The 24,506-nt window shown below is 41.4% G+C and carries 20 protein-coding genes; 1 reads left to right on the top strand and 19 read right to left on the bottom strand.

The features are described 5' to 3' along the window. Positions 1 to 84: 84 nt before the first annotated feature. The 3 genes from J8L98_RS03800 to secA all read right to left on the bottom strand — a co-directional run bounded on the left by J8L98_RS03800 (position 85) and on the right by secA (position 5,460). On the bottom strand, positions 85 to 2,163 hold the full coding sequence (locus J8L98_RS03800) for a M13 family metallopeptidase (RefSeq protein WP_210995368.1): 2,079 nt from the start codon (positions 2,161 to 2,163) through the stop codon (positions 85 to 87). 122 nt (positions 2,164 to 2,285) lie between these two features. After that, complete coding sequence (gene mutT, locus J8L98_RS03795) at positions 2,286 to 2,684, bottom strand: 8-oxo-dGTP diphosphatase MutT (protein WP_210995367.1); 399 nt, start codon at positions 2,682 to 2,684, stop codon at positions 2,286 to 2,288. Positions 2,685 to 2,751: 67 nt separating this feature from the next. Next, entirely contained in the window at positions 2,752 to 5,460 is a 2,709-nt protein-coding gene (secA, locus tag J8L98_RS03790; RefSeq protein WP_210995366.1) for a preprotein translocase subunit SecA, read from the bottom strand. A gap of 404 nt (positions 5,461 to 5,864) precedes the next feature. Between secA and J8L98_RS03785 the strand changes: the two genes are divergently transcribed. Next, positions 5,865 to 6,347 carry a DciA family protein gene (locus J8L98_RS03785; RefSeq protein WP_210995365.1) on the top strand — a complete coding sequence of 161 codons (483 nt, stop codon included), beginning with the start codon at positions 5,865 to 5,867 and terminating at the stop codon, positions 6,345 to 6,347. A gap of 35 nt (positions 6,348 to 6,382) precedes the next feature. On the opposite strand, the gene lpxC is transcribed toward J8L98_RS03785, so the two are convergent. The 16 genes from lpxC to mraZ form a co-directional block, all read right to left on the bottom strand. Then, positions 6,383 to 7,294 carry a UDP-3-O-acyl-N-acetylglucosamine deacetylase gene (gene lpxC / locus J8L98_RS03780; RefSeq protein WP_210995364.1) on the bottom strand — a complete coding sequence of 304 codons (912 nt, stop codon included), beginning with the start codon at positions 7,292 to 7,294 and terminating at the stop codon, positions 6,383 to 6,385. An 85-nt stretch (positions 7,295 to 7,379) separates the two neighbouring features. Then, complete coding sequence (ftsZ, locus tag J8L98_RS03775; protein WP_210995363.1) at positions 7,380 to 8,615, bottom strand: cell division protein FtsZ; 1,236 nt, start codon at positions 8,613 to 8,615, stop codon at positions 7,380 to 7,382. A gap of 21 nt (positions 8,616 to 8,636) precedes the next feature. Beyond that, positions 8,637 to 9,869 (bottom strand): cell division protein FtsA, encoded by a 1,233-nt coding sequence (gene ftsA, locus J8L98_RS03770; protein ID WP_210995362.1) that lies wholly within the window; start codon positions 9,867 to 9,869, stop codon positions 8,637 to 8,639. Continuing rightward, positions 9,866 to 10,645 carry a cell division protein FtsQ/DivIB gene (locus J8L98_RS03765; protein ID WP_210995361.1) on the bottom strand — a complete coding sequence of 260 codons (780 nt, stop codon included), beginning with the start codon at positions 10,643 to 10,645 and terminating at the stop codon, positions 9,866 to 9,868. Before J8L98_RS03765 ends, ftsA begins: the two co-directional genes overlap by 4 nt. Before the next feature lies 1 nt (position 10,646). After that, positions 10,647 to 11,555, bottom strand: coding sequence for a D-alanine--D-alanine ligase (locus J8L98_RS03760; protein WP_210995360.1), 909 nt, complete (start codon positions 11,553 to 11,555; stop codon positions 10,647 to 10,649). Beyond that, positions 11,552 to 13,006, bottom strand: a complete 1,455-nt coding sequence (gene murC / locus J8L98_RS03755; protein WP_210995359.1) for a UDP-N-acetylmuramate--L-alanine ligase — start codon at positions 13,004 to 13,006, stop codon at positions 11,552 to 11,554. The genes J8L98_RS03760 and murC overlap by 4 nt, the downstream gene beginning before the upstream one ends. Before the next feature lie 16 nt (positions 13,007 to 13,022). Next, positions 13,023 to 14,087, bottom strand: coding sequence for an undecaprenyldiphospho-muramoylpentapeptide beta-N-acetylglucosaminyltransferase (gene murG, locus J8L98_RS03750; RefSeq protein ID WP_210995358.1), 1,065 nt, complete (start codon positions 14,085 to 14,087; stop codon positions 13,023 to 13,025). Next, positions 14,084 to 15,259 (bottom strand): cell division protein FtsW, encoded by a 1,176-nt coding sequence (gene ftsW / locus J8L98_RS03745; RefSeq protein WP_210995357.1) that lies wholly within the window; start codon positions 15,257 to 15,259, stop codon positions 14,084 to 14,086. The genes murG and ftsW overlap by 4 nt, the downstream gene beginning before the upstream one ends. Further along, complete coding sequence (gene murD / locus J8L98_RS03740; RefSeq protein WP_210995356.1) at positions 15,256 to 16,581, bottom strand: UDP-N-acetylmuramoyl-L-alanine--D-glutamate ligase; 1,326 nt, start codon at positions 16,579 to 16,581, stop codon at positions 15,256 to 15,258. Before murD ends, ftsW begins: the two co-directional genes overlap by 4 nt. Continuing rightward, positions 16,582 to 17,664: a phospho-N-acetylmuramoyl-pentapeptide-transferase gene (gene mraY, locus J8L98_RS03735; RefSeq protein ID WP_192508472.1), complete on the bottom strand. Its 1,083-nt coding sequence runs from the start codon at positions 17,662 to 17,664 to the stop codon at positions 16,582 to 16,584. Then, the gene (murF, locus tag J8L98_RS03730) at positions 17,658 to 19,049 is read right to left on the bottom strand and encodes a UDP-N-acetylmuramoyl-tripeptide--D-alanyl-D-alanine ligase (RefSeq protein WP_210995355.1); all 1,392 of its coding nucleotides are present in this window, start codon (positions 19,047 to 19,049) and stop codon (positions 17,658 to 17,660) included. The genes mraY and murF overlap by 7 nt, the downstream gene beginning before the upstream one ends. After that, the gene (locus tag J8L98_RS03725) at positions 19,046 to 20,509 is read right to left on the bottom strand and encodes a UDP-N-acetylmuramoyl-L-alanyl-D-glutamate--2,6-diaminopimelate ligase (protein ID WP_210995578.1); all 1,464 of its coding nucleotides are present in this window, start codon (positions 20,507 to 20,509) and stop codon (positions 19,046 to 19,048) included. The genes murF and J8L98_RS03725 overlap by 4 nt, the downstream gene beginning before the upstream one ends. Then, a complete protein-coding gene (locus tag J8L98_RS03720) occupies positions 20,502 to 22,316 on the bottom strand; it encodes a penicillin-binding transpeptidase domain-containing protein (protein WP_210995354.1) in 1,815 nt (604 codons plus the stop codon). The genes J8L98_RS03725 and J8L98_RS03720 overlap by 8 nt, the downstream gene beginning before the upstream one ends. Continuing rightward, on the bottom strand, positions 22,313 to 22,636 hold the full coding sequence (gene ftsL / locus J8L98_RS03715) for a cell division protein FtsL (protein ID WP_210995353.1): 324 nt from the start codon (positions 22,634 to 22,636) through the stop codon (positions 22,313 to 22,315). Before ftsL ends, J8L98_RS03720 begins: the two co-directional genes overlap by 4 nt. Continuing rightward, positions 22,636 to 23,571 carry a 16S rRNA (cytosine(1402)-N(4))-methyltransferase RsmH gene (gene rsmH, locus J8L98_RS03710; protein WP_210995352.1) on the bottom strand — a complete coding sequence of 312 codons (936 nt, stop codon included), beginning with the start codon at positions 23,569 to 23,571 and terminating at the stop codon, positions 22,636 to 22,638. Before rsmH ends, ftsL begins: the two co-directional genes overlap by 1 nt. A gap of 23 nt (positions 23,572 to 23,594) precedes the next feature. Beyond that, positions 23,595 to 24,053, bottom strand: a complete 459-nt coding sequence (gene mraZ / locus J8L98_RS03705; RefSeq protein ID WP_192508477.1) for a division/cell wall cluster transcriptional repressor MraZ — start codon at positions 24,051 to 24,053, stop codon at positions 23,595 to 23,597. Between the last annotated feature and the right edge of the window lie 453 nt (positions 24,054 to 24,506).

Here is a 24,506-nt window from a genome sequence, read left to right as displayed (position 1 = left end):
TGAAGTATGGCTTCTTGAAAAAATATAAAAAAAAACCCACAAAACAGTGGGCTATAATTATTAAATTTTATTAAAGTTAAAATCCTACCAAATTTTTACGCGTTCAGCCGACGGTATATACATACCATCGCCCTCTTTCACCTTAAAGGCTTTATAAAACTCAGGCATATTTGGTAGCACACCAATTACTCTATAATGACTTGGTGAGTGAGAATCAGTCATTAACCTATTTCGTAGCTCTTCATCTCGATATTGTCTACGCCAAATTTGTGCCCACCCCATGAAAAAGCGCTGCTCGCCAGTATAACCATCAATGATAGGGGCTTTTCTTTTCGCTAAAGAAAGTAGGTAAGCTTTATAAGATACCGTTAAGCCCCCTAAGTCACCTATATTTTCACCTAAGGTAAGTTCACCATTTACATGCGCATCTTCAAAAGGGCTGAACTGGTTATACTGAGCAACCAACTTACTCCCTCGTTGCTCGAATTGTGTAAGGTCCGATTCGCTCCACCAGTTACGTAAATTACCTTCTCCATCATACTTTGACCCTTGATCATCGAAACCATGACCCAACTCATGACCAATTACAGCGCCAATGGCTCCATAATTCACCGCATCATCAGCCTCAAGGTTAAAAAATGGTGGTTGCAATATTGCTGCGGGAAACACAATCTCATTATTTACAGGATTATAATAAGCATTCACTGTTTGTGGTGTCATGAACCACTCTGAGCGATCCACTGCCTTTCCAATTTTATTGACCATATCGTTATAAGACCATTGCGTATAGCGAACATAATTACCTAATAGATCATCTGGACTTATCCGTAGTTGCGAGTAGTCTCGCCATTTATCTGGGTAGCCAATTTTAGGAGTAAACTTACTTAGTTTATCTTTTGCTGCAATTTTTGTTTCAGGGCTCATCCATTCAAGGTCATCAATGGCCTGATCAAAGCCTTTAATTAGGTTACTTACTAACTCGGTCATCCGTGCTTTAGCTTCTGGAGGAAAGTACGTTTCAACGTAAATTTTACCTAACAATTCACCTAAAACTTCATTGCTAGAGTCAACTGCCTTCTTCCAGATTGGTGCTTGTTCTTGCACGCCTCGTAACATTTTACCAAAGAAATTAAATTTAAGATTTACCATCTCTTTGTTCAAAAGCTCAGCATGGTTATTTACGAAGTGAAAAGTAAGATAGTGTTGCCACGTTTCTAATGGGCTATCAGCCACGACTTTCGCGAGATTTTCTAAGTAAGATGGCTGATTTATGACAACGTCTGTCACGTTTAAATTTGCAGAAGCAAAATAACTTTCTAAATCAAATGATGGAATGAGTCTATTTGCATCAGCCATCGACAATTTATTATAAGTTTTAGTTGCATCTCTACTCTCCACTCTAGACCACTGAGCCGCAGCTATACGACTTTCAAGCTCCAGAATATTACTTGCAGTCTGTTCAGGCTGAGGGTAACCCAATTGAATAAAAACTTGCTGAATGTATGTCTTATATGCAGCGCGTATACTTACAAACTTCTCGGTATCCTTTAAATAAAAATCTCGGTCAGGTAACCCCAAACCACTTTGATACAAATACAATGCGTACTCGCTTGAGTTTTTTGCATCATTATTTACATACCAGCCAAAGGGAGTTGTTCCACCATTCAATAACATAGAAGCCATGACACGAGGTAAATCGGCACGACTAGTCAGCGAGTCTATTGGCTCTAAATATGCCTTCAAGGGTGATAAAGCTAACTCTTCTCTTGCTGTTTCATCCATGTAGCTCCCATAAAAAGCTGAAAGCTTATATTCATCACTTCCTACCGCCATTGTGGTATTTTTTAGTGCATCATCCAATACTTTACGCAAGGCTTTTTGTGATTCATCATACAAAGCTGTAAAAGAACCATAACTCGATTTATCCGCTGGAATTGCTGTTTTCTCAAGCCATTTTCCATTGACGTGATAGTAAAAGTCATCTTCTGCGCGGACTGAAGTATCAATATTATTCAATTCAATACCTGACTTTAGTTCTAATTTATTGTTTTTATTCAAGTCAATTGGATCTACTTGCATCTTACTTTCAGCGGGAGGTTCACTACAACCAGCTACACCAAGGGAGATTGCAACACCTAAAGCTGCTAAAGATATATTTTTCATCAATGTATTCCAATATGAGTTTAATTTTATAATAAGCTACCCATTCCCATAGTGGCAACAGTTATGATCATCTTAAAAAAGCCGCGTGAAGTGCAGCATGACTATATTTACAATGGCATACTTTATGACATTTCAGTGTGTAATTTATCAATAATTGCTTGGTTCGCTGCAGGAAACGCATAATTATTTAATGAGGTTATCTCAACCCACTGACATAGCTGCGCTTCTAAGCCTTTAGCTTCTCCTGCAAATTTATCAACTATATGAACAATCAATCGTACACATTTATCTCCATAATCATGCTCTATGATTTGTAGCTCACGAGAGCCTAATACATCAATATTTACCTCTTCTTTTAATTCTCGCTTCAAAGCTGTGAAAGCCGTTTCCCCTATCTCTACTTTTCCTCCAGGAAACTCCCATAAACCACCTTGGTGCTGAGATTCATGCCGCTTACTGATAAATATCTTTGAGCCTGTTTTAATCACACCAACGGCGACTTCAATCACTTTTTTACTCACAACATCTCTCCAGATCAAAAAAGCGACTCTAAAGCCGCTTTTTAAAAAATCAAAATTTACAATGTTATTACTTTAGTTTGCCACAACATTGCTTAAACTTTTTCCCAGACTGACAAGGGCATGCTTCATTTCTACCAACTTTTACGTCAGTTCTTGCTGCAACCGATACCCCCTCAGGTACATTACCGCCAACGTGCTCAGCCTCAGCATGTTGATACTCTTTCGGCATTTGCTCACTGCGGCGATGCTGCTCTTCTACTTTCTCAACGTCTTCCTCAGCGCGTACTTGCACTTTGCTAAGAATACCCACCACATCAATTTTTAAATTTTCCAACATTTCAGAAAATAACTCAAATGACTCACGCTTATACTCTTGCTTAGGGTTCTTCTGAGCATAGCCTCGCAGGTGAATACCTTGTCTGAGATGATCCATCGCTGCTAAATGATCTTTCCAATGTTGATCAAGGCTTTGTAGCATAATCGCTTTTTCAAATTGGCGCAGTACGTCAGGGCCAACCATTTGCTCTTTATCTTTATATGAGTTTTCAACTTCATCGTTAATTCGATCGCGCAGCTTTTCTTCATACAGTTTTTCATCATCAGCTAACCACTTTTCAATGGGTAACTCGATTAAGAAATCGCCCTTTATACGATCTTCTAGTCCTTTAATATCCCACATTTCAGCTAAGCTTTGTGGTGGAATAAATTGATCAATTGTGCCATTTAAAACATCACTGCGGATCGCATTAATAGTTTCCGATATATCGCCTTCTTCCAACAGTTCATTACGCTGCTCATAAACAACTCGGCGTTGATCATTAGCAACATCATCATATTCAAGCAACTGCTTACGAATATCAAAGTTTCGCGCTTCAACTTTACGCTGAGCATTTTCAATAGCTCGGTTTACCCACGGGTGTTCTATCGCCTCACCGCGTTGCATACCTAACTTACGCATCATATTTGTCATTCGCTCACCGGCGAAAATACGCATCAGCGCATCATCCATCGACAAATAGAAACGACTTGAGCCGGCGTCCCCTTGACGACCTGAACGCCCTCGTAGTTGATTATCGATACGACGTGATTCGTGACGTTCAGTACCAATAATATGCAAACCACCTGCAGCTAGCACCGCATCATGAGTAACTTTCCACTGAGCTTTTAATTCTGTAACCTGTGTTTCTGATGGGTTATCAAGTTTTTCTAAATCACTTTGCCAATTACCACCCAAAACAATATCTGTACCGCGACCAGCCATATTTGTAGCAATTGTGACTTTACCTGGCAAACCAGCATCAGCAACAATATCGGCCTCTTGAGCATGGAATTTGGCATTAAGAACATTATGTTCTATTTTTTCTTTTCTCAAGAAATGCGATAAATACTCTGAGCTTTCAATTGACACTGTACCAACAAGAACAGGCTGCCCACGCTCCTGACAGTCTTTAATGTCTTCAAGAATGGCCTCAAACTTCTCTTCTTGTGTTAGATAAACAAGGTCTGCTCGATCATCACGAACCATTGGTTTATTTGTTGGAATAACAACAGTATCTAAGCCATAAATTGATTGAAACTCAAATGCTTCAGTATCCGCTGTACCAGTCATTCCAGCCAGCTTGTCATATATTCTGAAGTAATTTTGGAAGGTAATTGATGCTAATGTCTGGTTCTCGTTCTGAATACGAACACCTTCTTTCGCCTCTACAGCTTGGTGTAACCCTTCAGACCAACGGCGCCCTTCCATTGTACGACCAGTATGCTCATCAACAATAATAACTTCATTATCTTTAACAACATAATCAACATCTTTTTGATAAAGTTTATGTGCTCGAAGAGCGGCATAAACATGGCTTAACAAGGTGATACTTGCTGCTGAGTAGAGTGAATCACCTTCTTCAATTAGTTTATGCTCAAGTAATAGCTCTTCAACATTAACTTGGCCACGCTCAGTTAAGTGAACCTGTTTTGACTTTTCATCAATTGTGAAATCACCGTCACCTTCCACACCTTCTTCATCTTCTTTATCTTGAAGAATTAGCGATGGCACGATCTTATTTATCTGAGTGTATAGCGCAGAACTATCTTCCGCAGGACCTGAAATTATAAGCGGTGTACGAGCTTCATCAATCAAAATTGAATCAACCTCATCCACGACAGCATAATATAGTGGACGTTGTACTCGCTCTTCTACAGTAAACGCCATATTGTCACGTAAGTAATCAAAACCGAATTCATTGTTCGTGCCATAAGTAATATCAGCACGATAGGCTTGCTTCTTTTGCTCAGGCATCATACCCGGAACGTTGCAACCAACACTTAGACCTAGGAATTCAAATAACGAACGGTTTGTTTCTGCATCCCGTTTTGCAAGGTAGTCATTCACTGTAATAACGTGAACACCTTTACCTGTTAAGCCATTTAAGTATGCAGGTAATGTTGCTGTTAATGTTTTACCTTCACCGGTGCGCATTTCAGAAATACGGCCTTGGTGTAACACGATACCACCCACCATTTGCACATCGAAGTGACGCATGTTGTAAACACGTTTTGAGGCTTCACGTACTGTCGCAAAGGCCTCAGGTAAGATATCGTCTAAGCTTGTACCTTGCTCAAAACGTTCTCTGAACTCTGCTGTTTTCGCTTTTAGTTGCTCATCAGTTAGAGCTGCGTACTGCTCTTCTAAGGCATTGATTAAGGTGACCGTCTTTCTTAAGTTTTTAATAGTGCGGTCATTGCGACTACCAAAAATCTTGGTAAAAATATTAGCTATCATGTTAAAACCGTTTTCACTCTATTGATGGCTGACCTTACCTATGCTTATTCGTCATTGGGTACTGAGGTCGCACTGCTTCCTGTGGGCAACAAATGCTTAATTGTTTTTGCAATGTGCCTAATTCAATTTATTGCCCCTATCATACCAGACTCTGCGAAGCTGCAAACCATTGAAGTCAAAACAGCGAAGTTTTACTGGTAAAAAGCGGAGCCACGTAAACTAATGTTACTATTTTTGTTAGCAACAAATACCCAATGTAGCAACAAATTGAAACATAATCGAGATTAACTGTATATATGGTGATATTTAGGCATAATTCAAGCCATTTAGATGATTTAACTTTTTTTACTTTTTCGACGCAGCTATACTTACGTTGATTAAATGAACATTATGAGCTGATAACTATGGCTAAGAACCGTTTTGCCCCAAAACAACTTAATGAGCTTATGGGAAAGTGGTCCAATAAAATGGTCAGTTATTCAGAGAAATCACAAGCCATGTCACAGTGGCAGAGTTGCCTAGAAAAAGCGGTGGGCCCCGTATTAATTAAGAAATGCCGCATAGGGAATTACCGAGACGGGACTTTAGTTATTGAAGCTGCTTCAGCAACATTAGCCACGCGGCTTAATTTTTTAAAAATGGATATTCTGTCTCAGTTTAGAGCTTCTGGAATGTTCGAATGCGCACAAGTAAAAATAGTAACTAACCCCGAAGCGCAGCAAAGACTTACCCCGAAAAAAGAAAACAAAACAATCAATGATGAAACGCATGAAAGGAGATCTATGAGTGAACAAACGGGTTTACAGCTCATCGAACTAGCTAACAATGCACCAGCTAGCTTACAAGCCAAACTGCTCAAACTGGCAAGTCATGCACAAAAAAAATGACGCTATATGCGTCATTTTTTAGAATTATTCGATTTTCAAGCCGTGGTAATTTCCATACCCGGCGCAGGCATGCTGACTGGCTCTTCGAAAGTAGCCCATTCCCATGCGGTTTCTGATGCCATAATTTCACGTAAAAGTTTGTTGTTCAAACCATGACCTGACTTATAACACGTAATTTTACCTAAAATATTATACCCTGCCATGAACATATCACCCACACAGTCTAATATCTTATGCTTAACAAACTCATCTGAATAGCGCAAACCACTCGGGTTTAATACTTTATATTCATCAAGTACAACTGCATTATCCATACTACCGCCTAACGCTAGGTTATTAGCATGCATATACTCAATATCTTTCATAAAACCGAATGTGCGGGCTCTACTAATTTCTTCCGTAAAACTCTGCGCGGTGATATCTAAACCGATGCGCTGACGACTGTCATTTATCGCTGGGTGATCAAAGGCAATTTCAAAATCAATGTGAAAGCCATCATAAGGGGTGATCTCAGCCCATTTATCACCATCTTCCACACGAACTTTTTCTTTAATTCGAATGAACCGCTTTGCGACGTTCTGCTCTTTAATACCGCCCTTTTGTAATAAATAAATGAATGGTAATGCACTACCATCCATAATAGGCACTTCTGAACTATCGAGCTCTACAACTAGGTTATCTATACCCAGCGCCGCAACAGCTGCAATTAAATGCTCAGTGGTGGAAAGACGTATTCCATCTTTGTTCGTTAAACAAGTACACAATTGCGTATCACCAACAGATTCTGGCGTAGTCTCAAAATCTACCACAGGGTCAAGATCTACACGACGAAATACCACACCGGTATTTTCGCTCGCTGGTCGGAGAGTAATTGTGACCTTTTCACCTTTATGAAGTCCTACACCTGTTGCTTTAACAACTTCAGCAATTGTACGTTGTTTAATCATAACTTCGCCCACTTCAAATAACACTTAGACGGCGGATTGTATCACAGATACGACCACCTGCCAATTGTTTAATTATCAACCAAATTTAATCTGACTGTTTACGTAAAAACGCAGGGATATCAAAATAATCTCCCTTGTCTGTGTCTTGCTCAACACTTTTACTTACCGTCTGACTCTCTTGCGCTGCTGTACTCACTGTCGATGTTGAGTTCGTTACATTTCCAGTGTTTTCAGATGTAACCTCTGATTGAGTAAAGCTTGGAACAAACATACCACTGGATTGCTGATTTGTTGATGCTGAGGCAACATCACCACCAGCTGCTTTCTTAAAGCCATTATCAACTATGCCAAACTGAGGACGACGCTCACCGCCAAGCCCTGTAGCAACCACTGTTACGCGTAATTCATCACTCATATCAGGGTCAATTACGGCACCAACAACAACCGTCGCATTTTCAGATGCTAATGCTTTTACATGATTACCAACTATTTCGAACTCTTCAATGGTAATATCCATTCCAGCTGTAATGTTCACCAAAATACCTTTTGCGCCCGTTAAATCTACATCTTCTAATAAAGGGCTTGAGATTGCAGCTTCTGCCGCCTCTTGCGCTCTATCAGGCCCAGATGCAGATGCGGTTCCCATCATCGCAGTGCCCATTGCTGACATAACAGTTCTTACATCTGCAAAATCCACATTGATCAAACCAGAACGTGTTATTAGTTCAGCAATACCTTGAACTGCACCATAGAGTACGTCATTCGCCTTAGCAAACGCGTCTAAAAGTGTAGTTCCTTTACCTAAAACTTTAAGTAATTTATTGTTTGGAATTGTAATCAGTGAGTCAACAATTTCTGACAACTCCCCAATACCTTGATCAGCGGCCGCCATACGCTTCTTACCTTCAAGATCAAAAGGTCTTGTCACTACAGCCACCGTTAAAATACCCAACTCTTTCGCTACACGAGCAACAACAGGGGCTGCTCCAGTACCTGTTCCACCACCCATACCTGCAGCGATGAATACCATATCAGCTCCTTCAAGCGCTGTTTTTATGGTTTCAATGTCTTCTTCAGCTGACTTACGGCCAACTTCAGGGTTTGCGCCTGCGCCTAACCCTGATGTAATTTGCGTACCCAATTGAACAGTTATATCTGCTGAAGACTTCCGCAATGCCTGTGCATCCGTATTTGCAGCAACGAAACGTACACCCTCAATTTCCTGTTTAACCATATGCTCAACGGCGTTTCCACCACCACCGCCGACACCTATCACTTTAATAACAGCTTCTTCGCTGTGTTCTTCCATTATATCAAACATCTTTCACTCTCCGACTTGAGCTTAAAACTCGCCTTGAAACCATTTAGTAATTCGGTTCCACCAATTTCCATCCGACTCAGCTTTCGATTTCTGTGCATTCATCGATTGCAAAGTACGGCCATATTGTAACAAACCTACAGCTGTTGCATATGCAGGATCGTTAACATAATCTGTTAATCCGGTAATTCCAATAGGTTTACCTACTCTTACGGGCATTTGACATATATCTTCAGCAACTTCGAGCGCGCCCGCCATTTTACCACTCCCGCCAGTGATAACTAGTCCCGCCGCTATTTGATCTTCAAAACCCGAGCGACGTATCTCTTCTAGTGTTAACTCTAACAACTCCCTAAAACGTGGTTCCACAACTTCAGAAAGTGTATGCCGCGACATTAAACGCGCAGGTCTTCCACCAACACTAGGAACTTCAATTGTCTCTTCACTGCTGGCCATTTGGCTACTTGCACATGCATATTGCACTTTTAATGATTCAGCATGGGAAATCGGGGTTCGGAATATCTTAGCTATATCCCCCGTAACTTGATTACCTGCAACAGGGATAACAGCCGAATGACGTAAAGCTCCATTAAGATAAATAGCGATATCCATCGTACCACCACCGATATCAACAACCGCCACACCAAGCTCTTTTTCATCTTCAGTCAACACAGAATAACATGACGCCAGCGCACTAAAGGTCAGTTGGTCAACATTTAAGCCACATCGCTCAACACATTTTTCAATATTCTTTGCCATGTCATTAGAACACGTAATAATGTGTGCTTTGGCTTCCATACGTACACCACTCATACCCAAGGGATTCTTTATTCCCTCTTGCATATCAATGCTATATTCTTGCGGCAGAGAGTGTAACATTTTCCGCTCTGCAGAAATTGGGACTGATCGCGCTATATGAATGACATTTGCAATATCATCGTCTGTTACTTCAGAATTATTAATCGCAACAACACCACTTTCATTTTGGCATTGGATATGCTTGCCTGATATGCCTAAGTAAACAGAACTTATTCGGCAATCTGCCATCAATTCGGCTTCATCAATTGCACGGCGAATTGATTCAGAAACTAAGTTCAAATCATTCACGCCACCCTTATCCATACCATGAGATACTTGGTTACCCACTCCCACAATACTGAGCTGATTATCTGCCGTGATCTCTCCAACTGTTGCGACTACTTTAGAGGTACCAACATCGAGCCCTATCACTAAGTTTCTTTCTGCTGACTTCGTCATGCTTTACTCTTATTTTGTTGTTCTTCAATTAGCGGGTATTTCCAGCTCACCGCAAGCCCTGTGTCATAGCGTAAATCAATAGCATCAATTAAAGCCCCGTTAGGCTTGTGCATTTTCGGGTAAACATCAATAAAACGCTGTACTCGTTTTGCTTTTTCTTCCCGACCTAAATTTAGACGAATGCCATTTTCTAACCACAGCTGCCAAGCAAACCGCTCTGATAATGCAAGGCTGACTAAGTGGAATTGGTTAACTTCAAGCATGGCTTTTAATTGTAAAAAAGTATGCCATGCTTCCGTTTCACTGCCCTCAGGTCCATATAGTTGCGGCAACATACTTGTTAAGCTTTCACTTGGTGCCTGAAAAACATCACCACTTTCATTCAGCAATAAATCACTGTTCCATATTGCCACTGGTTTATGCTCCACCACATAAACCTGCAATTGATCTGGCCATTGCTTACGAACAGACACACTTGCCACCCAAGGTAGAGACAACACAGACTCCCGTACAGCTTTAACATCTAACTCAAAGTAACTACTTAAATCCACGCGCCTAATTGCGGTAACTATGTCATGCTCACTACTATAACTGGGCTGCCCTAATACGGTAAGTTGCCTAAACTGTGCATCTTTATGTGCGACTAACCAATCACTAACCCAGTACATACTTTTAATTAAACCGAAAATTACCACCGTGAAAAAACCTAAGCCGAAGAGCAAAGACCAATTCAATCTTTGATTTAAGGATTTAGCTTTTTTGAAAAACGCACGCATATTAAAGCGTTTGCTCCAAAATGCGAACTACTAATTGCTCAAAACTCACACCTTGTGCTTTCGCAGCCATAGGAACCAATGATTTTTCCGTCATTCCGGGAACCGTGTTGACCTCCAATAGGTAAAACTGACCATTCTCATCTTGCATAGCATCCACTCGCCCCCAACCAGAAGCCCCGACTAATTTAAATGCATGCTTCGCCATAATTTGGAGCTGCGCTCTGTGGGCATCACTCATACTCGCAGGACAATAATACTCGGTGCTATTTACCTGGTATTTAGCTTCGTAATCGTAGAAACCACGCGGTGTTTTCATTTCAATAACAGGTAATGCGTCATTACCGAGCATCGCAACGGTAAACTCCCGACCAGTGATCCATTGCTCTACTAATACTTCATCATCATAGTCAAATGCGGCTGTTAAAGCTTGTGTCAGCTCCGGTGCTGTATTAGCTTGCGCCATTCCTATACTTGATCCTTCATGACTTGGTTTAACCATAACTTTGCCAAAATCAGCCATAATCGCGTTTGCATCAAACCCTTCAGAAGCATTCACTACTGTATATGCAGCCGTACTTAACTGAGCTGTTTTGAATAAGTGTTTACTCCGCACTTTATCCATCGCTAACGCGCTACCTAACACACCACTGCCTGTATATGGCAAAGACATAAACTCCAATGCCCCCTGAATTGTGCCATCTTCACCACCCCGGCCGTGAAGTGCAATGAATACCCGATCTATTTTCAGTGCTTTTAGCTCTAAAATATTACGTTGTGCGGGATCAAAGGCAACTGCATCCACTCCGGCAGCTAACAATCCATTTAAAACGGCTTTTCCTGACATTAATGATACTTCGCGCTCTGCTGAATTTCCCCCCAGCAAAACTGCTACTTTACCAAACTGCTTCATGCATCACCTTGTTTTAAAATGTTAATCGACATCTTTGTAGCCGCTAGCTTTTTGACAATTTGTCCAATATTACCCGCACCTTGAGTAATAACTAGGTCATTATTAGCCAAAGTTTCTGACAGTACACCGGCCAGTTCATTATGATCCGATACATGAATCGGCTCTACGCCCCTTTGGCGTAAACTTCGGCATAAACTTTTACTATCAGCGCCGACAATAGGACTTTCTCCTGCGCTATAAACGTCCAATAAGATCAACTGATCAACGTCAGCAAGTACTCGTACAAAATCTTCATATAAATCTCTGGTACGGGAAAACCTATGTGGCTGATATATCATAATCAAGCGTTTATCACTCCACCCAGCTCTTGCAGCCTGAATCGTAACCTGAACTTCCGATGGGTGATGTCCATAATCGTCCACTAGCATCACTTTACCGCGCTCATTCTCATATTCTCCATAATGCTGAAAACGTCGGCCTATACCTTCAAAATCTGCTAATGCCTTCAAAATAAACGCGTTGTCAATACCATGATCTTTTGCCACAGCTATTGCCGCAGTAGCGTTTAGTGCATTATGCTTGCCCGGCATATTTAGCTCGACATCAATGCATTCTCCTTGCTTCGTCACTACTTTAAACTCACAACTATTCACAGTTTGAGTAAAATTCACCATTTTGTAATCAGCAATTTCAGACTCACCGTATGTAATTGTTGGCCGTGAAAATCGCGGAATAAGTTCATAGGCAACCTCTGAATCAATACAAACGACTGCTAAACCATGAAAGGGCAAGTTATGAATAAACTCAACATAGGTATCTTTTAACTTCTCAAAATCCCCGCCATATGTATCCATATGATCAGCTTCAACGTTCGTGACCACCGATACCATAGGTTGTAAATGTAAAAAAGACGCATCACTTTCATCAGCTTCTGCAATGAGCACATCACTATTACCTAATTTGGCATTCGTTCCTGCACTATTTAACAAGCCACCAATAACAAATGTCGGATCTAATTCGGCTTGTGCAAAAATACTGGCAATTAAACTAGTCGTTGTTGTTTTTCCATGCGTACCAGCCACGGCAATACCATGGCGAAAACGCATCAATTCAGCAAGCATTTCCGCTCTACGAACTACGGGGATTCGTGCAGCTTGAGCCGCCACGATCTCTGGGTTTGTTACATCAATGGCTGTTGATACAACGACAACATCTGCATCCTTGACATTACTTTGATGATGACCAATAAAAACTTCGGCCCCAGCTTTAATTAAGCGCTCTGTCATCGCGTTGTTAGCAATATCTGAGCCGGTAATTCGATAACCTTCAAAAGCAAGCACTTCGGCTATTCCACCCATACCGGCACCACCAATTCCAATAAAATGAATGGTGTTAATTCTTCTCATAGCTCGGCGTTTACTTGATTCTTTCACTACATACTCTTTAATCATGTTATCACTTCATAAACTAACGACTTAGTTGCACACACTCTTGGGCTACTGAACGCGTAGCATCTAATTCAGCTAGATTTTTGGCTTTTTTAGCTACTTCGGTAATCAAGTGAGGCTGTAAAATAAATGGTAACAACATCTTGATAATCGCTGCAGATTCAAATTGGGACTGCGGCATAATCAGCGCAGCTTCACCTTTAACTAAATAGTTTGCATTAGCCGTTTGATGGTCATCAACCGCATGCGGGTAAGGAATAAACAGCGCCATCTTACCCGCGGCAGCAACCTCACTCACCGTTAACGCACCAGAGCGACAGATTACAATGTCAGCCCACTCATAAGCTTTATCTATATCATCAATAAAATCGACGGCTTCAGCCGTAACACCCGCATTATCATAGCGATACTGCAATGCACTACTTTCACCTTTCCCGCTTTGATGTTTAACCAATAAAGGCAGCTCAGTTTTTGTTTGTAACTTCGCGAAAACATCAGGCAAAGTATCGTTTAAGACTTTCGCACCTAATGAGCCCCCCATAACTAAACAGTTAATCTGTTGCGCCGTTTGTTTTGGTTGTAACTGCGAAACCGAGGCCCTAACTGGGTTCCCTACCACCTTACTCTGCGCTGTTTTAAACGCACTTGGAAAGGCACTCAGCACAACATTAGCAATTTTTGCTAACAGTCGGTTACTTAACCCTGCAACTGCATTTTGCTCATGAATTACCAATGGCACAGCTAAAGACCTAGCAGCAATACCAACAGGACCCGTTACATATCCCCCCATCGCGAGTACCACATCTGGTCGGCGAGCTTTTATTACCTTACGTGCATCAAGAACTGCTTTTATCACCAAAAATGGGGCTTTAATTAATCGTTTAACTCCATTGCCGCGCAAACCTTGAACACGAATAAAATCAATGTCAATCCCATGCTTAGGTACTACCTCAGATTCCATGCGATCCGCCGTTCCTATCCAAGAGACTTCCCAACCTTGAGATTTAAGTTCATTTGCAACAGCAATACCAGGGAATATATGACCTCCTGTACCACCAGCAACCACCAATAAGCGTTTACTCATCGTTTATTCCCTCTGGACGTCGCTTGCTTAGTCGACATTTTCGTTTCAAAGTCCACTCGTTGCAAAACACCGGCAGCAACCACCATCACTAGCAAGCTAGAGCCTCCATAAGATACAAATGGTAACGTTAACCCTTTTGTTGGCAAAATACCGGCACTCGCTCCGATATTAACCATGGTTTGAAATGCAAACCAAATCCCAATAGCTAATGCAAAGTAGCCTTCATATTCTTTGTCGTGCTTTAAGGCTTTCTGACCAATCAATAAGGCCCTAAACACAAGACAACCCAATAGTAAGATAATACTAACAACGCCGATAAATCCTAACTCTTCTGCTATCACTGCAAAAATGAAATCGTTATGTGCTTCAGGTAAGTATTGTAATTTTTGTACGCTATTTCCTAACCCTTGACCAAACCATCCACCTTGCCCGTACGCCATTAAAGATTGAACAAGTTGGTAGCCTTTGCCAAATGGATCATCCCATGGCTCTAAAAACCCCACCACTCTCGCCATACGATAAGGCTCAAAAATGATCAATAAAACAACTAAAAAAACACCGGTTAATATCAATGCAAAAAACTGCCATAATTTTGCGCCAGCTAAAAAAAGCAAACCAACTGTCGTCACAAACATCACGACCACAGTTCCTAAGTCTGGCTGCATTAAAATTAAAAAAGCATATACAGCAAAAACAGCTATTGGCTTTGCAAACCCCTTTAAGTTCTCTTGTACTTCTTCTTTTTTTCGGACTAAGTAACCTGCTATATAACTGAAAAAAAAGAGCTTAGCTAATTCAGCTGCTTGTACTCCAACAGGTCCAACTGGGATCCAGCGTTTAGAACCATTCACTTCCCGGCCTACTAATAAAACGAGTACCAATAAGCCCAACCCAAGTAATAACAAGTATGGATTACAACGCTTCCACCACGTCATTGGTGCACTGGTTGTAGCCCAGAATAAAAAAAGCCCCATTCCCAAAAACACGCCATGTCGAATACTAATATGGTAAGGGTTATTGAAAAGGCGCTCTGCTACTGGCATTGATGCACTTGTTACCATAACAAAACCCACACCTATGAGACACAACATGCTATAAAACAACGGCACATCAAACAAAGCATCTGATTGACGCGGTGTTAAAGCTAATTTGAGTTGTGACAGTCTGCTCATACGTCAAGCTCCATCACGAGTTTACAAAATGCTTCGCCACGCATCATATAATTTGGATACATATCAATACTGGCACATGCTGGCGCCAGTAATATGCTATCGCCATCACTTGCAATAGATGACGCTTTATGAACCGCTTCATCTAAACCACTGACCAAATTCGCCTGTTCATGTAACCTCAAAAACTGCGCACCATCTTTACCAAAACAAAAGATCGCTTTGCAGTACTTCTGTAACGGTGCCATAAGAGGTTGCAGGTCGGCGCCTTTGGCATCTCCACCTAGGATCAATAAAATCTTTCCTTGCTCATTATGCAAACTTTCAAGTGCTGCGACTGTTGCGCCCACGTTGGTTGCTTTTGAATCATTAAAATAGCGAACACCGTTATACTCCGTCACTAGCTGGCAGCGGTGCTCTAACCCTTTAAATGTACTAAAAGCAGATGCAAAAGCGTTCATTGATAAATTAAACGGTGCCAATAATGCCAATACAGCAAGTGCATTAAATTGATTATGTCGACCTAACATATTTAATGTGCTAACAGGTAACAAGGTTTTACCGTGAGCAGAAAATTGCGCGACCCCATTAACCGTTGCAATACTATAGTCACCACCGTCTATTGAAACGCTGGTGCCTTTATGATCATTTGAAAGTGTAAGAGTATCATCCGCATTAAATACCACATGCTCGACATGCTTATAAATTCGCTGTTTAGCCGCACAATACCCAGCAAAGTTTGGGTACCTATCCATATGATCTTCAGTCACATTAAGTATCATGGCCGAACGACACTCTAAACTAGCAGTGGTTTCCAGTTGAAAGCTAGATAACTCCAAGACAACCACATCATATGTCGTATCTAATAGAGCCAAAACCGATGTACCAATATTACCACCTAAGCCAACGTGTAAACCTGCTGCTTTAAATACCTCAGCCGCTAGACTAACAACCGTAGACTTACCATTTGAACCAGTCACAGCGACAACAGGGGTGTTATTCAATCGAGCAAATAGTTCAATATCACCAATAACTTCGACACCAGCAGCAATCGCATGCGCGACACTACTTTCATACAAAGCTATACCGGGGCTAATTATCACCATGTCTGCATAAGACAGACCTGCTTCTGCCAGTGGTCCAAATACAGCTTCACATTCAGGTGCATTGTCTGCTAACCAATCAGCCCCAACGGGGACTGCACAGCTATCAACGACTTTTGGTGTGACTTGATGCGACAACAGAAAGCGCACAATGCCCAGACCAGTAACACCGAGTCCAAGCACTGTTATTTTTTTGTCTTTCAGTTCATCTAAATATTGCATCTATCGAATCTTTAAAGTTGCTAAACCAGCTAAAACTAAAATTATTGAGATAATCCAAAACCGCACAATCACCCGAGGCTCAGGCCAACCTTTAAGCTCGTAATGATGATGAATTGGTGCCATTCTAAAAATACGCTGTCCCCGTAATTTATATGAGCCGACTTGTAAAATAACCGACAATGCCTCCATAACAAATACGCCGCCCATGATGAGCAACACTAACTCTTGACGAACTAAAATGGCTATAATCCCAAGAGCACCACCTAAGGCCAATGAACCAACATCGCCCATAAACACCTGTGCTGGGTAGGTGTTAAACCATAAAAAGCCCAAACCGGCTCCAACAATAGCGGTACACACTACAACAAGTTCTGATGCCAATGGTATATGAGGAATATGGAGGTAATTTGAAAAATTCACGTTACCAGTTACGTAAGCGATGATGGCTAGCGCAGCTGCGACTAATATTGTCGGCACAATAGCTAACCCATCTAAACCGTCGGTTAAATTAACCGCGTTCGATGTTCCCACAATAACAAAGTAACTCATCACTAAATAGAATAAGCCTAATTGAGGCATGACATCTTTTAAAAATGGCACGACCAGTACGGTTTCAGCAGCTGAGTTTGAGGTGAAATACATAAAACTTGCCACACTAATAGCGATCACTGATTGCCAAAAGTATTTCCATCGAGCTATCAGCCCTTTGCTGTCTTTTCGGATCACCTTACGATAATCATCTACAAAGCCAACAATCCCCAAACTCCCCACGACAAAAAGCGTCACCCACACATATTTGTTATCTAAATCTCCCCACATTAACGTACTAATAAAAATAGCGGCTAATATTAACAACCCGCCCATAGTAGGAGTACCTGATTTAGATAAGTGAGATTCAGGTCCATCATCACGAACTGTTTGCCCTATTTGCATCCGTTGTAATGCCCGAATTAATTTAGGGCCAAAATACAATGAAATAAATAACGCCGTTAAAATCCCTAGTATCGCGCGTAACGTTAAATAAGAAAAAACATTAAAACCACTGTAGTACTGCGTTAAATATTCAGCTAACCAAACTAACATACTGATGCTCCATCAGTGCCTGTTTTACGGCCACTGTCGACTAATTCTGCTACCAATAATTCCATACGAGAACTGCGCGATCCTTTCACGACCACAGTGCAATGCTCTTGCCGTGTAGCAAGACTATGCTTTACCGCTTGTAATAAATGCTCTCGGGTTGAGAAATGTTTGCCATTATCTTCAAAAACATCGCTGGCATAACGACTTAACACCCCTAAAGTCAATAACTCATTTATACCTTTTTGTTGTGCATACACGCCCACTTCTTCGTGATATTCACGGGATTGCTCACCGAGTTCTCCCATGTCCCCCAAAGCAAAAATGTGATACCCCGGCATTTTCGCTAATAAATCAATAGCAGCTTTGACTGAGTGCACATTAGCATTATATGTATCGTCAATAACGGTTAATGTCTCGTGAACTTTTATTAAGTTAACTCGCCCTTTTGGTGCGTTCATATGCGAAATACCTTCAGCAATATCGCTTAAGCTCGCTCCTAATTGCATAGTTAATGCAGCACAAATAACTGCATTCATCACATTATGCTCTCCAGGTAATGGTAAGGTTACTGACACTTTGTCAGTTGGCGAGCACAGCAAAAAGCTAGCATGGGCCATATTATCAAGCATCACATCTTCAACCCAAACATCAAGCTGTTCCGATAACGAAAAGCGAACTTGTTCTTTACCCACAATGGAGTCTTGCCACATAGATGCAAACTCACTGTCACAATTAATGACCGCAACACCATGTGATTTTAATCCCGAATAAATTTCGCCTTTAGCTTGGCCAACACCTTCGATGGAGCCAAACCCTTCAATGTGTGCTGGTGCAACATTACAAACTACAGCTACATCGGGCTGCGTTAATGCAGTGGTATAAGCAATTTCACCAATGTGGTTTGCACCGAGTTCAATAACGGCATATTCGTGCGCCTCATTAAGTCTCAACAGTGTAAGCGGTACGCCAATATCATTATTGAAATTGCCCGCAGTTGCTAGCACATTACCACGTCGTGATAACACTGCCGCGCACATTTCCTTTACCGTCGTTTTACCAACACTACCTGTAATTGCGATAGTTTTTGGAGCAACCTGACTCATAACTGCCTTGCCTAGCTCCCCCAACGCCAAGCGTGTATCTTGGACCACAAACTGAGGAATATCACATTCAGTTAATGTATCAACAATTACTGCAATCGCACCTTTTTCTTGTGCTTGACGAACAAATTTGTGCCCATCAAAATTAGGACCTCTTAGCGCCAAAAATACATCATTATTCGTTATAGTTCTTGTGTCTGTGTTTATATTACCGACAGCTCGGTTTTCCCCATCGAAAGAGGCATTTAGTACATTAGCAAGCCAAGTGAAATCCACTTTGATCACGCACTTTCCCCTTTTAAAATTGTTTTAGCCCATTGTCTATCACAAAACGGAAAACGTTGTTTTCCTATAATTTGGTAATCTTCGTGACCTTTACCTGCAATTAACACCACGCTACTACTTGTGGATTGCTCTATCGCATAACGTATGGCTAATGCTCGGTCTGACTGGCAATAAGCATACTGAGGTTGACTGAGCCCAGCCTTAACATCTGCGATGATTTGTTCGGGGTTTTCACTGCGCGGATTGTCGCTGGTAATAATGACTTTATTAGCATATTGTTCTGCGGCTTTTGCCATTAAAGCGCGTTTGCCTCGATCTCTGTCTCCACCACATCCAAACACGCACACCACATTACCAGGTACATGCTGTTGTAACGCTTGTAATGCCAAAGCTAAAGCATCTGGTGTATGGGCATAATCCACCACGCATGTCGGTTTACCTTCAGTAAACACCGCTTCCATCCGTCCAGGTACAGGCTGTAATGTAGATGCTGCATTAAGCAACATTTCAAAGTCATAACCTTGAGCCAACAGTGCAGCCAAAGACGCGACGAGGTTATATAAATTAAATAACCCAAATAACGGAAGTTTTATAACGCCACAACCCCAACTGGACGTTATTGTGGCTTGTATACCAAATTGTGAGTAAATAACATCATCAAACCACACATAATGAGAGAATATATGTGATTTACGCTTTTCTCCAAACACCACCAAGTTTTTGAATTCGTGTTCTTTCAGCCACTGCTGAGCAAATGCATCATCCGCATTTATCACACATATTTTCGGTTGGCATTGCTGAAAAAGTGTCAGTTTCGCATCAGCATACGCCTGCATCGAGCCATGATAATCTAAATGATCACGAGACAAATTGGTAAAAACAGCAACTTCAAAATGGCTACTAGCAACCCTATTTTGTGCCAATCCGTGCGAAGAAACCTCCATCGCAACCAATTTATTATTCTCACTCAATTTGGCGAGAATCCGTTGTAAGTCAATATGAGATGGAGTTGTGTTAGCAAGTGGAGTTAAACATTCAATATCCCCATAACCCAAAGTACCAATAACTGCCGATTTTACATCGCAGCATTGGGCTAAACTGGCTATCATCGCGGTCGTCGTTGACTTTCCATTCGTGCCAGTTACACCAATTAATTTAACGCGTTCACTGGGCTTACCGTAAAAATCAGCGGCTATTTGAGCTATGTTATCCTTGAGTGCGGTGATACGAACAACCCGCTTATCATGCCTTAATACATCACAACTGCTATCAACCAGAACACAATGCGCCCCCTGGTGTAGTGCAGCTTCGATATAGTCTTCACCATTTTGTTCATGGCCTCGTAACGCAATAAATGCATCGCCAGCATCGACCTCCCTGCTATCAATTCGCAAATCACGAATCATAATTGGAGGCCCCTCAAAACAAAAATTATTAAGCACAGTCGTTAAATTACGCATCATTTTTTAACTCCGCCACATACGCCACACGTTCTTTATCTGGAGCAACATTGAGAATACGTAGCGAGTTAGACATAATTTCAGCAAATGCAGGCCCTGAAGTTTGGCCTCCGTAATAAATGTCATCTCCAGGCTCATTCACCATCACCACAACAGCCAAGCGAGGATCGCTGACTGGCGCTACACCTGCGAAGTAGCCAACATACTCATCACCATACCCACCTGCGACTGCTTTTTTAGACGTGCCTGTTTTCCCCGCGGCTCGATAACCATCAACAGTTACATTGGCCGCCGTGCCACCTTTTTCAAATACTGATTCCATCATTGTAACAACGGCTTTTACATCTTCTTCTTTAAATACTCGCTGCCCCTGTTGTGGCTTGTGTTGTTTCAATATGGTTAAAGGGCGAGAAACACCTCCGGCACCGAATGTAGCGTATAAACGCGCAATTTGTGCGGTACTTGCAGATACCGCATAACCGTATGCTAACGTGGCAATTTCAAAATCAGACCAACGGCGATTTGGGTAAAACAGTCCACTACTCTCGCCCACCATCAACGTGCCCGTATCCTGACCAAACCCTACCTTTTGATATAATCCGACTAAGTATTCTTTAGGTAACATTTGACTAATTTTTGCAACCCCCATATTAGATGATACTTTTAAGATCTCTCTTAATGACATTTCACCGTGGTTACGCGTATCTTTTACAAGACTGCCACCTAAACGCATCCACCCTGGATATGTATTTACGGTATCATCCATTGCTATCGCGCCATAATCGAGCCCCGCAAGTATTGCCAATGGCTTTAAGGTCGAACCTGGCTCAAATAAATCGGTTATTGCTCGGTTTCTGCGCTTATAAGGAGCCGCATCTCGCATGTCATTGGGATTAAAGCTTGGGCTATTAACCATAGCAAGCACTTCACCCGTTGTTACATCAACAACCATGGCTGAACCTGAAGTCGCCTTATAACTAAGCACTGCACTCTTTAGTGCTTTATAAGCAATTGCTTGAATTCGCAAATCAATACTCAACTCAATACTTTCAGGTTCTACACGTTGCTCTTCTGATAAAACTTGCACTTCTCGGCCTTGCGCATCTTTACGAATAGTACGCTGCCCTTCCGCGCCCGTTAATGCATTTTCAAACAGTTTTTCTACACCTTCAATCCCAATACCATCAATATTGGTAAAACCTAAAATATGGGCTGTAACTTCACCACTCGGGTAAAAGCGCTTTGATTCGTCAAGTAAATGAATGCCTGGTAATTTAAGTTGGCGAATATAATTGGCAACTGCGGGGGTCACTTGACGTTTTAAGTACACAAAACGCCGGCTGGTATTGTCACGTAAACGTGTGTCGACTTTATCATTCGCAATCTGAAGTACATCAGCCAGCTCTCGCCAGCGTAAATCTTGTTCATACCACTGCTGCTTTCTAAATGATAAGGTGGCTTCATCAAGTGCTAACGCTTTATGGTCTTCACCTTTTTTACGTGCTGCTCTAAGTACTTTCTTTGCGATCGATTTATCTAACGCTAATGGATCCGCATAAACGCTCACAACAGGTACACTGACTGCTAACTCTTTACCATTACGATCAAAAATCATACCTCGCTGCACGGTGAGTTTTTCAACACGTACCGTACGTTTGGCATTTTCAGCTCGCGCTTTATCGGGTTCAATTACTTGTAAATAAGCCGCTCTTGCCATTAAAGTAATAAACACCAAAACCAAAACAACACACACCAGCGCAAAGCGCCAAGTTATCAAATTTACGGATGTATTTTTAGGCTTCATCATTGCAATACCACAACTTGTTCATCTTTACTGGTTGGCCGCTTCATTTTTAACTGGGTTTTAGCTATTTCTTCAATGCGAGCATGTTGAGAATAAAACTCTTCTTCAACCAGCAGGTACCGCCATTGTAGGTCAAGCTCATCCCGCTGTTGCAACAAAACATCTTGATCTATTAATTGCTGCCTAGCAAAATGTGTTACTTGCACAACAGCCAATGCCGATACAAAAGTTAATAGCAGCAGCAGTAAAGTTAGCTTGTTCGAAAATAAGCTAAAAAGCATCTCAGAAAAAAGTTTTGGCTGCCTATCTACCACTTTACTCATTACAGCTTTTGCGCCACCCTTAGTACCGAACTACGAGACCTTGGGTTCTCACTAATTTCTTCTGCACTGGGTTTAATTGCTTTACCAAGCGCTTTTAAAGTTAAATTTTGTTTTAATTGAGCATCAGTCAAAGGTAACCCTCTAGGTAAAGCCTCTCCTTTACTTTGCTTTTTAATAAATTGTTTAACAATACGATCTTCTAGTGAGTGGAATGAAATCACAACCAGTCTCCCGCCCGGTTTGAGCACATCAAGAGACGCCTGTAATGCCGTTTGAATCTCTTCCAATTCACTATTAATATAAATACGGATAGCTTGGAACGTGCGCGTAGCTGGATGTTTATGTTTATCTTTAACCGGCACCGCCTCATCCACCAAGTCTGCCAATTGCTTTGTCGTTAAAATTGGAGTTTCATCACGCGTTTCAATAATTTTATGGGCGATTCTTCGTCCAAACTTCTCTTCACCATACTTTTTTATCACAAAAGTAATGTCTTCAAGTTCTGCTTCTGCTAACCACTGTGCTGCGCTTCGTCCCGAGGTTGGATCCATTCTCATATCAAGTGGCCCGTCTTTCATAAAACTAAACCCTCGATCTGCATCATCTAACTGGGGAGATGAGACTCCAATATCTAATAAAATTCCATCCACTTTGCCTAGTAAATCAGCTTTTTCAGCCACATCATTTATATTTGAAAACCGAGTATGAGCAATCGCAAATCGGGGGTCGTTAGCAAACTTCTCTGCAGCCGCAATCGCTTGTGGGTCTTGGTCTATTGCTTGCAAGCACCCTTGTTCCCCCAAACGTGCCAGTATTTGGCCTGAATGTCCGCCTCGACCGAATGTACCATCTATGTAAGTACCATTTGGATCAATTGCGAGTGCATCAAGAGTTTCTTGCATTAACACTGATACATGTTGAAATTGTGCTGTCATGCTCAAATTTTGCCTTTTTATTCTTACAGCGAAAAATTATCAAATTCGGAGTTAGACTCAAACTCTCCACTGCGTTCAATATCAGTATCAAGTTGCATCTGTTGATGCCATCGTTCTTCATCCCAAATTTCAAACTTGTTTAATAGCCCTACCAGCATGACCTTTTTATTCAACCCTGCGTGCGTACGCAAAGAAGGCGCTAGCAAAACCCGACCATTTTTGTCTAATTGATATTCAGTTGCGTGGCCCAGCAGCATACGTTGTAAACGTCTCGCTCTAGGATTCATATTGGAAAGTTTTTGTAAGCGAGCTTCTATTTCATACCACTCACTCATTGGATACAGCCACAAACAAGGCTCATTGATAGCAATAGTGCAAATAAGTGAACCCTGCTCTTCGGACATAAGCATTTGTCGATACTTCGTAGGTACCGCAAATCTGCCTTTATCGTCCAAACTCAGTGAACTCGCACCTTTAAACATCTTGCCCCTACCGTGGACCTTTATTTTGCTCTAAGATCCAATTTGATCCACTAAAAACCACTTTTTACCACGATAGGTTAGTTTAGGGCTTGACAGCTGTTTTTGTCAAGCAAAAGGCTCTTTGGTAAAGCGCTAAAAACCCAGAAAAAATGCGGCTTTGCTGAAAGTGTATGAATTCGGTGGGAAAAAGTGGGAAGCATAAGAAATTGTTTTCAGATAACAAAAAAATTACAAAATAATAAAACCTTGAAAATAATAAATTTGGTGTGGTTTCAAACCTCTGTTACAGCACAAAAGCGAGATTAAATTCTATATTCCCCTATTCTTAGTGCGGATTTATTTGCTCATTCTCCTTAAATCTTTGTATTATATTACACCAAAATTAAATTACTCACAGGCATGATTATTTCAAATTTATCAATACCGTACCGATTTTATCGATTACTCATCGTG

Origin of the sequence: Pseudoalteromonas sp. MMG013, assembly GCF_018100885.1 — a bacterium.
GTDB classification, from domain to species: Bacteria; Pseudomonadota; Gammaproteobacteria; order Enterobacterales; family Alteromonadaceae; genus Pseudoalteromonas; species Pseudoalteromonas aurantia.
The sequence above is the reverse complement of the archived record's forward strand: the minus strand, read 5'-3'. Positions and strand labels throughout refer to the sequence as shown.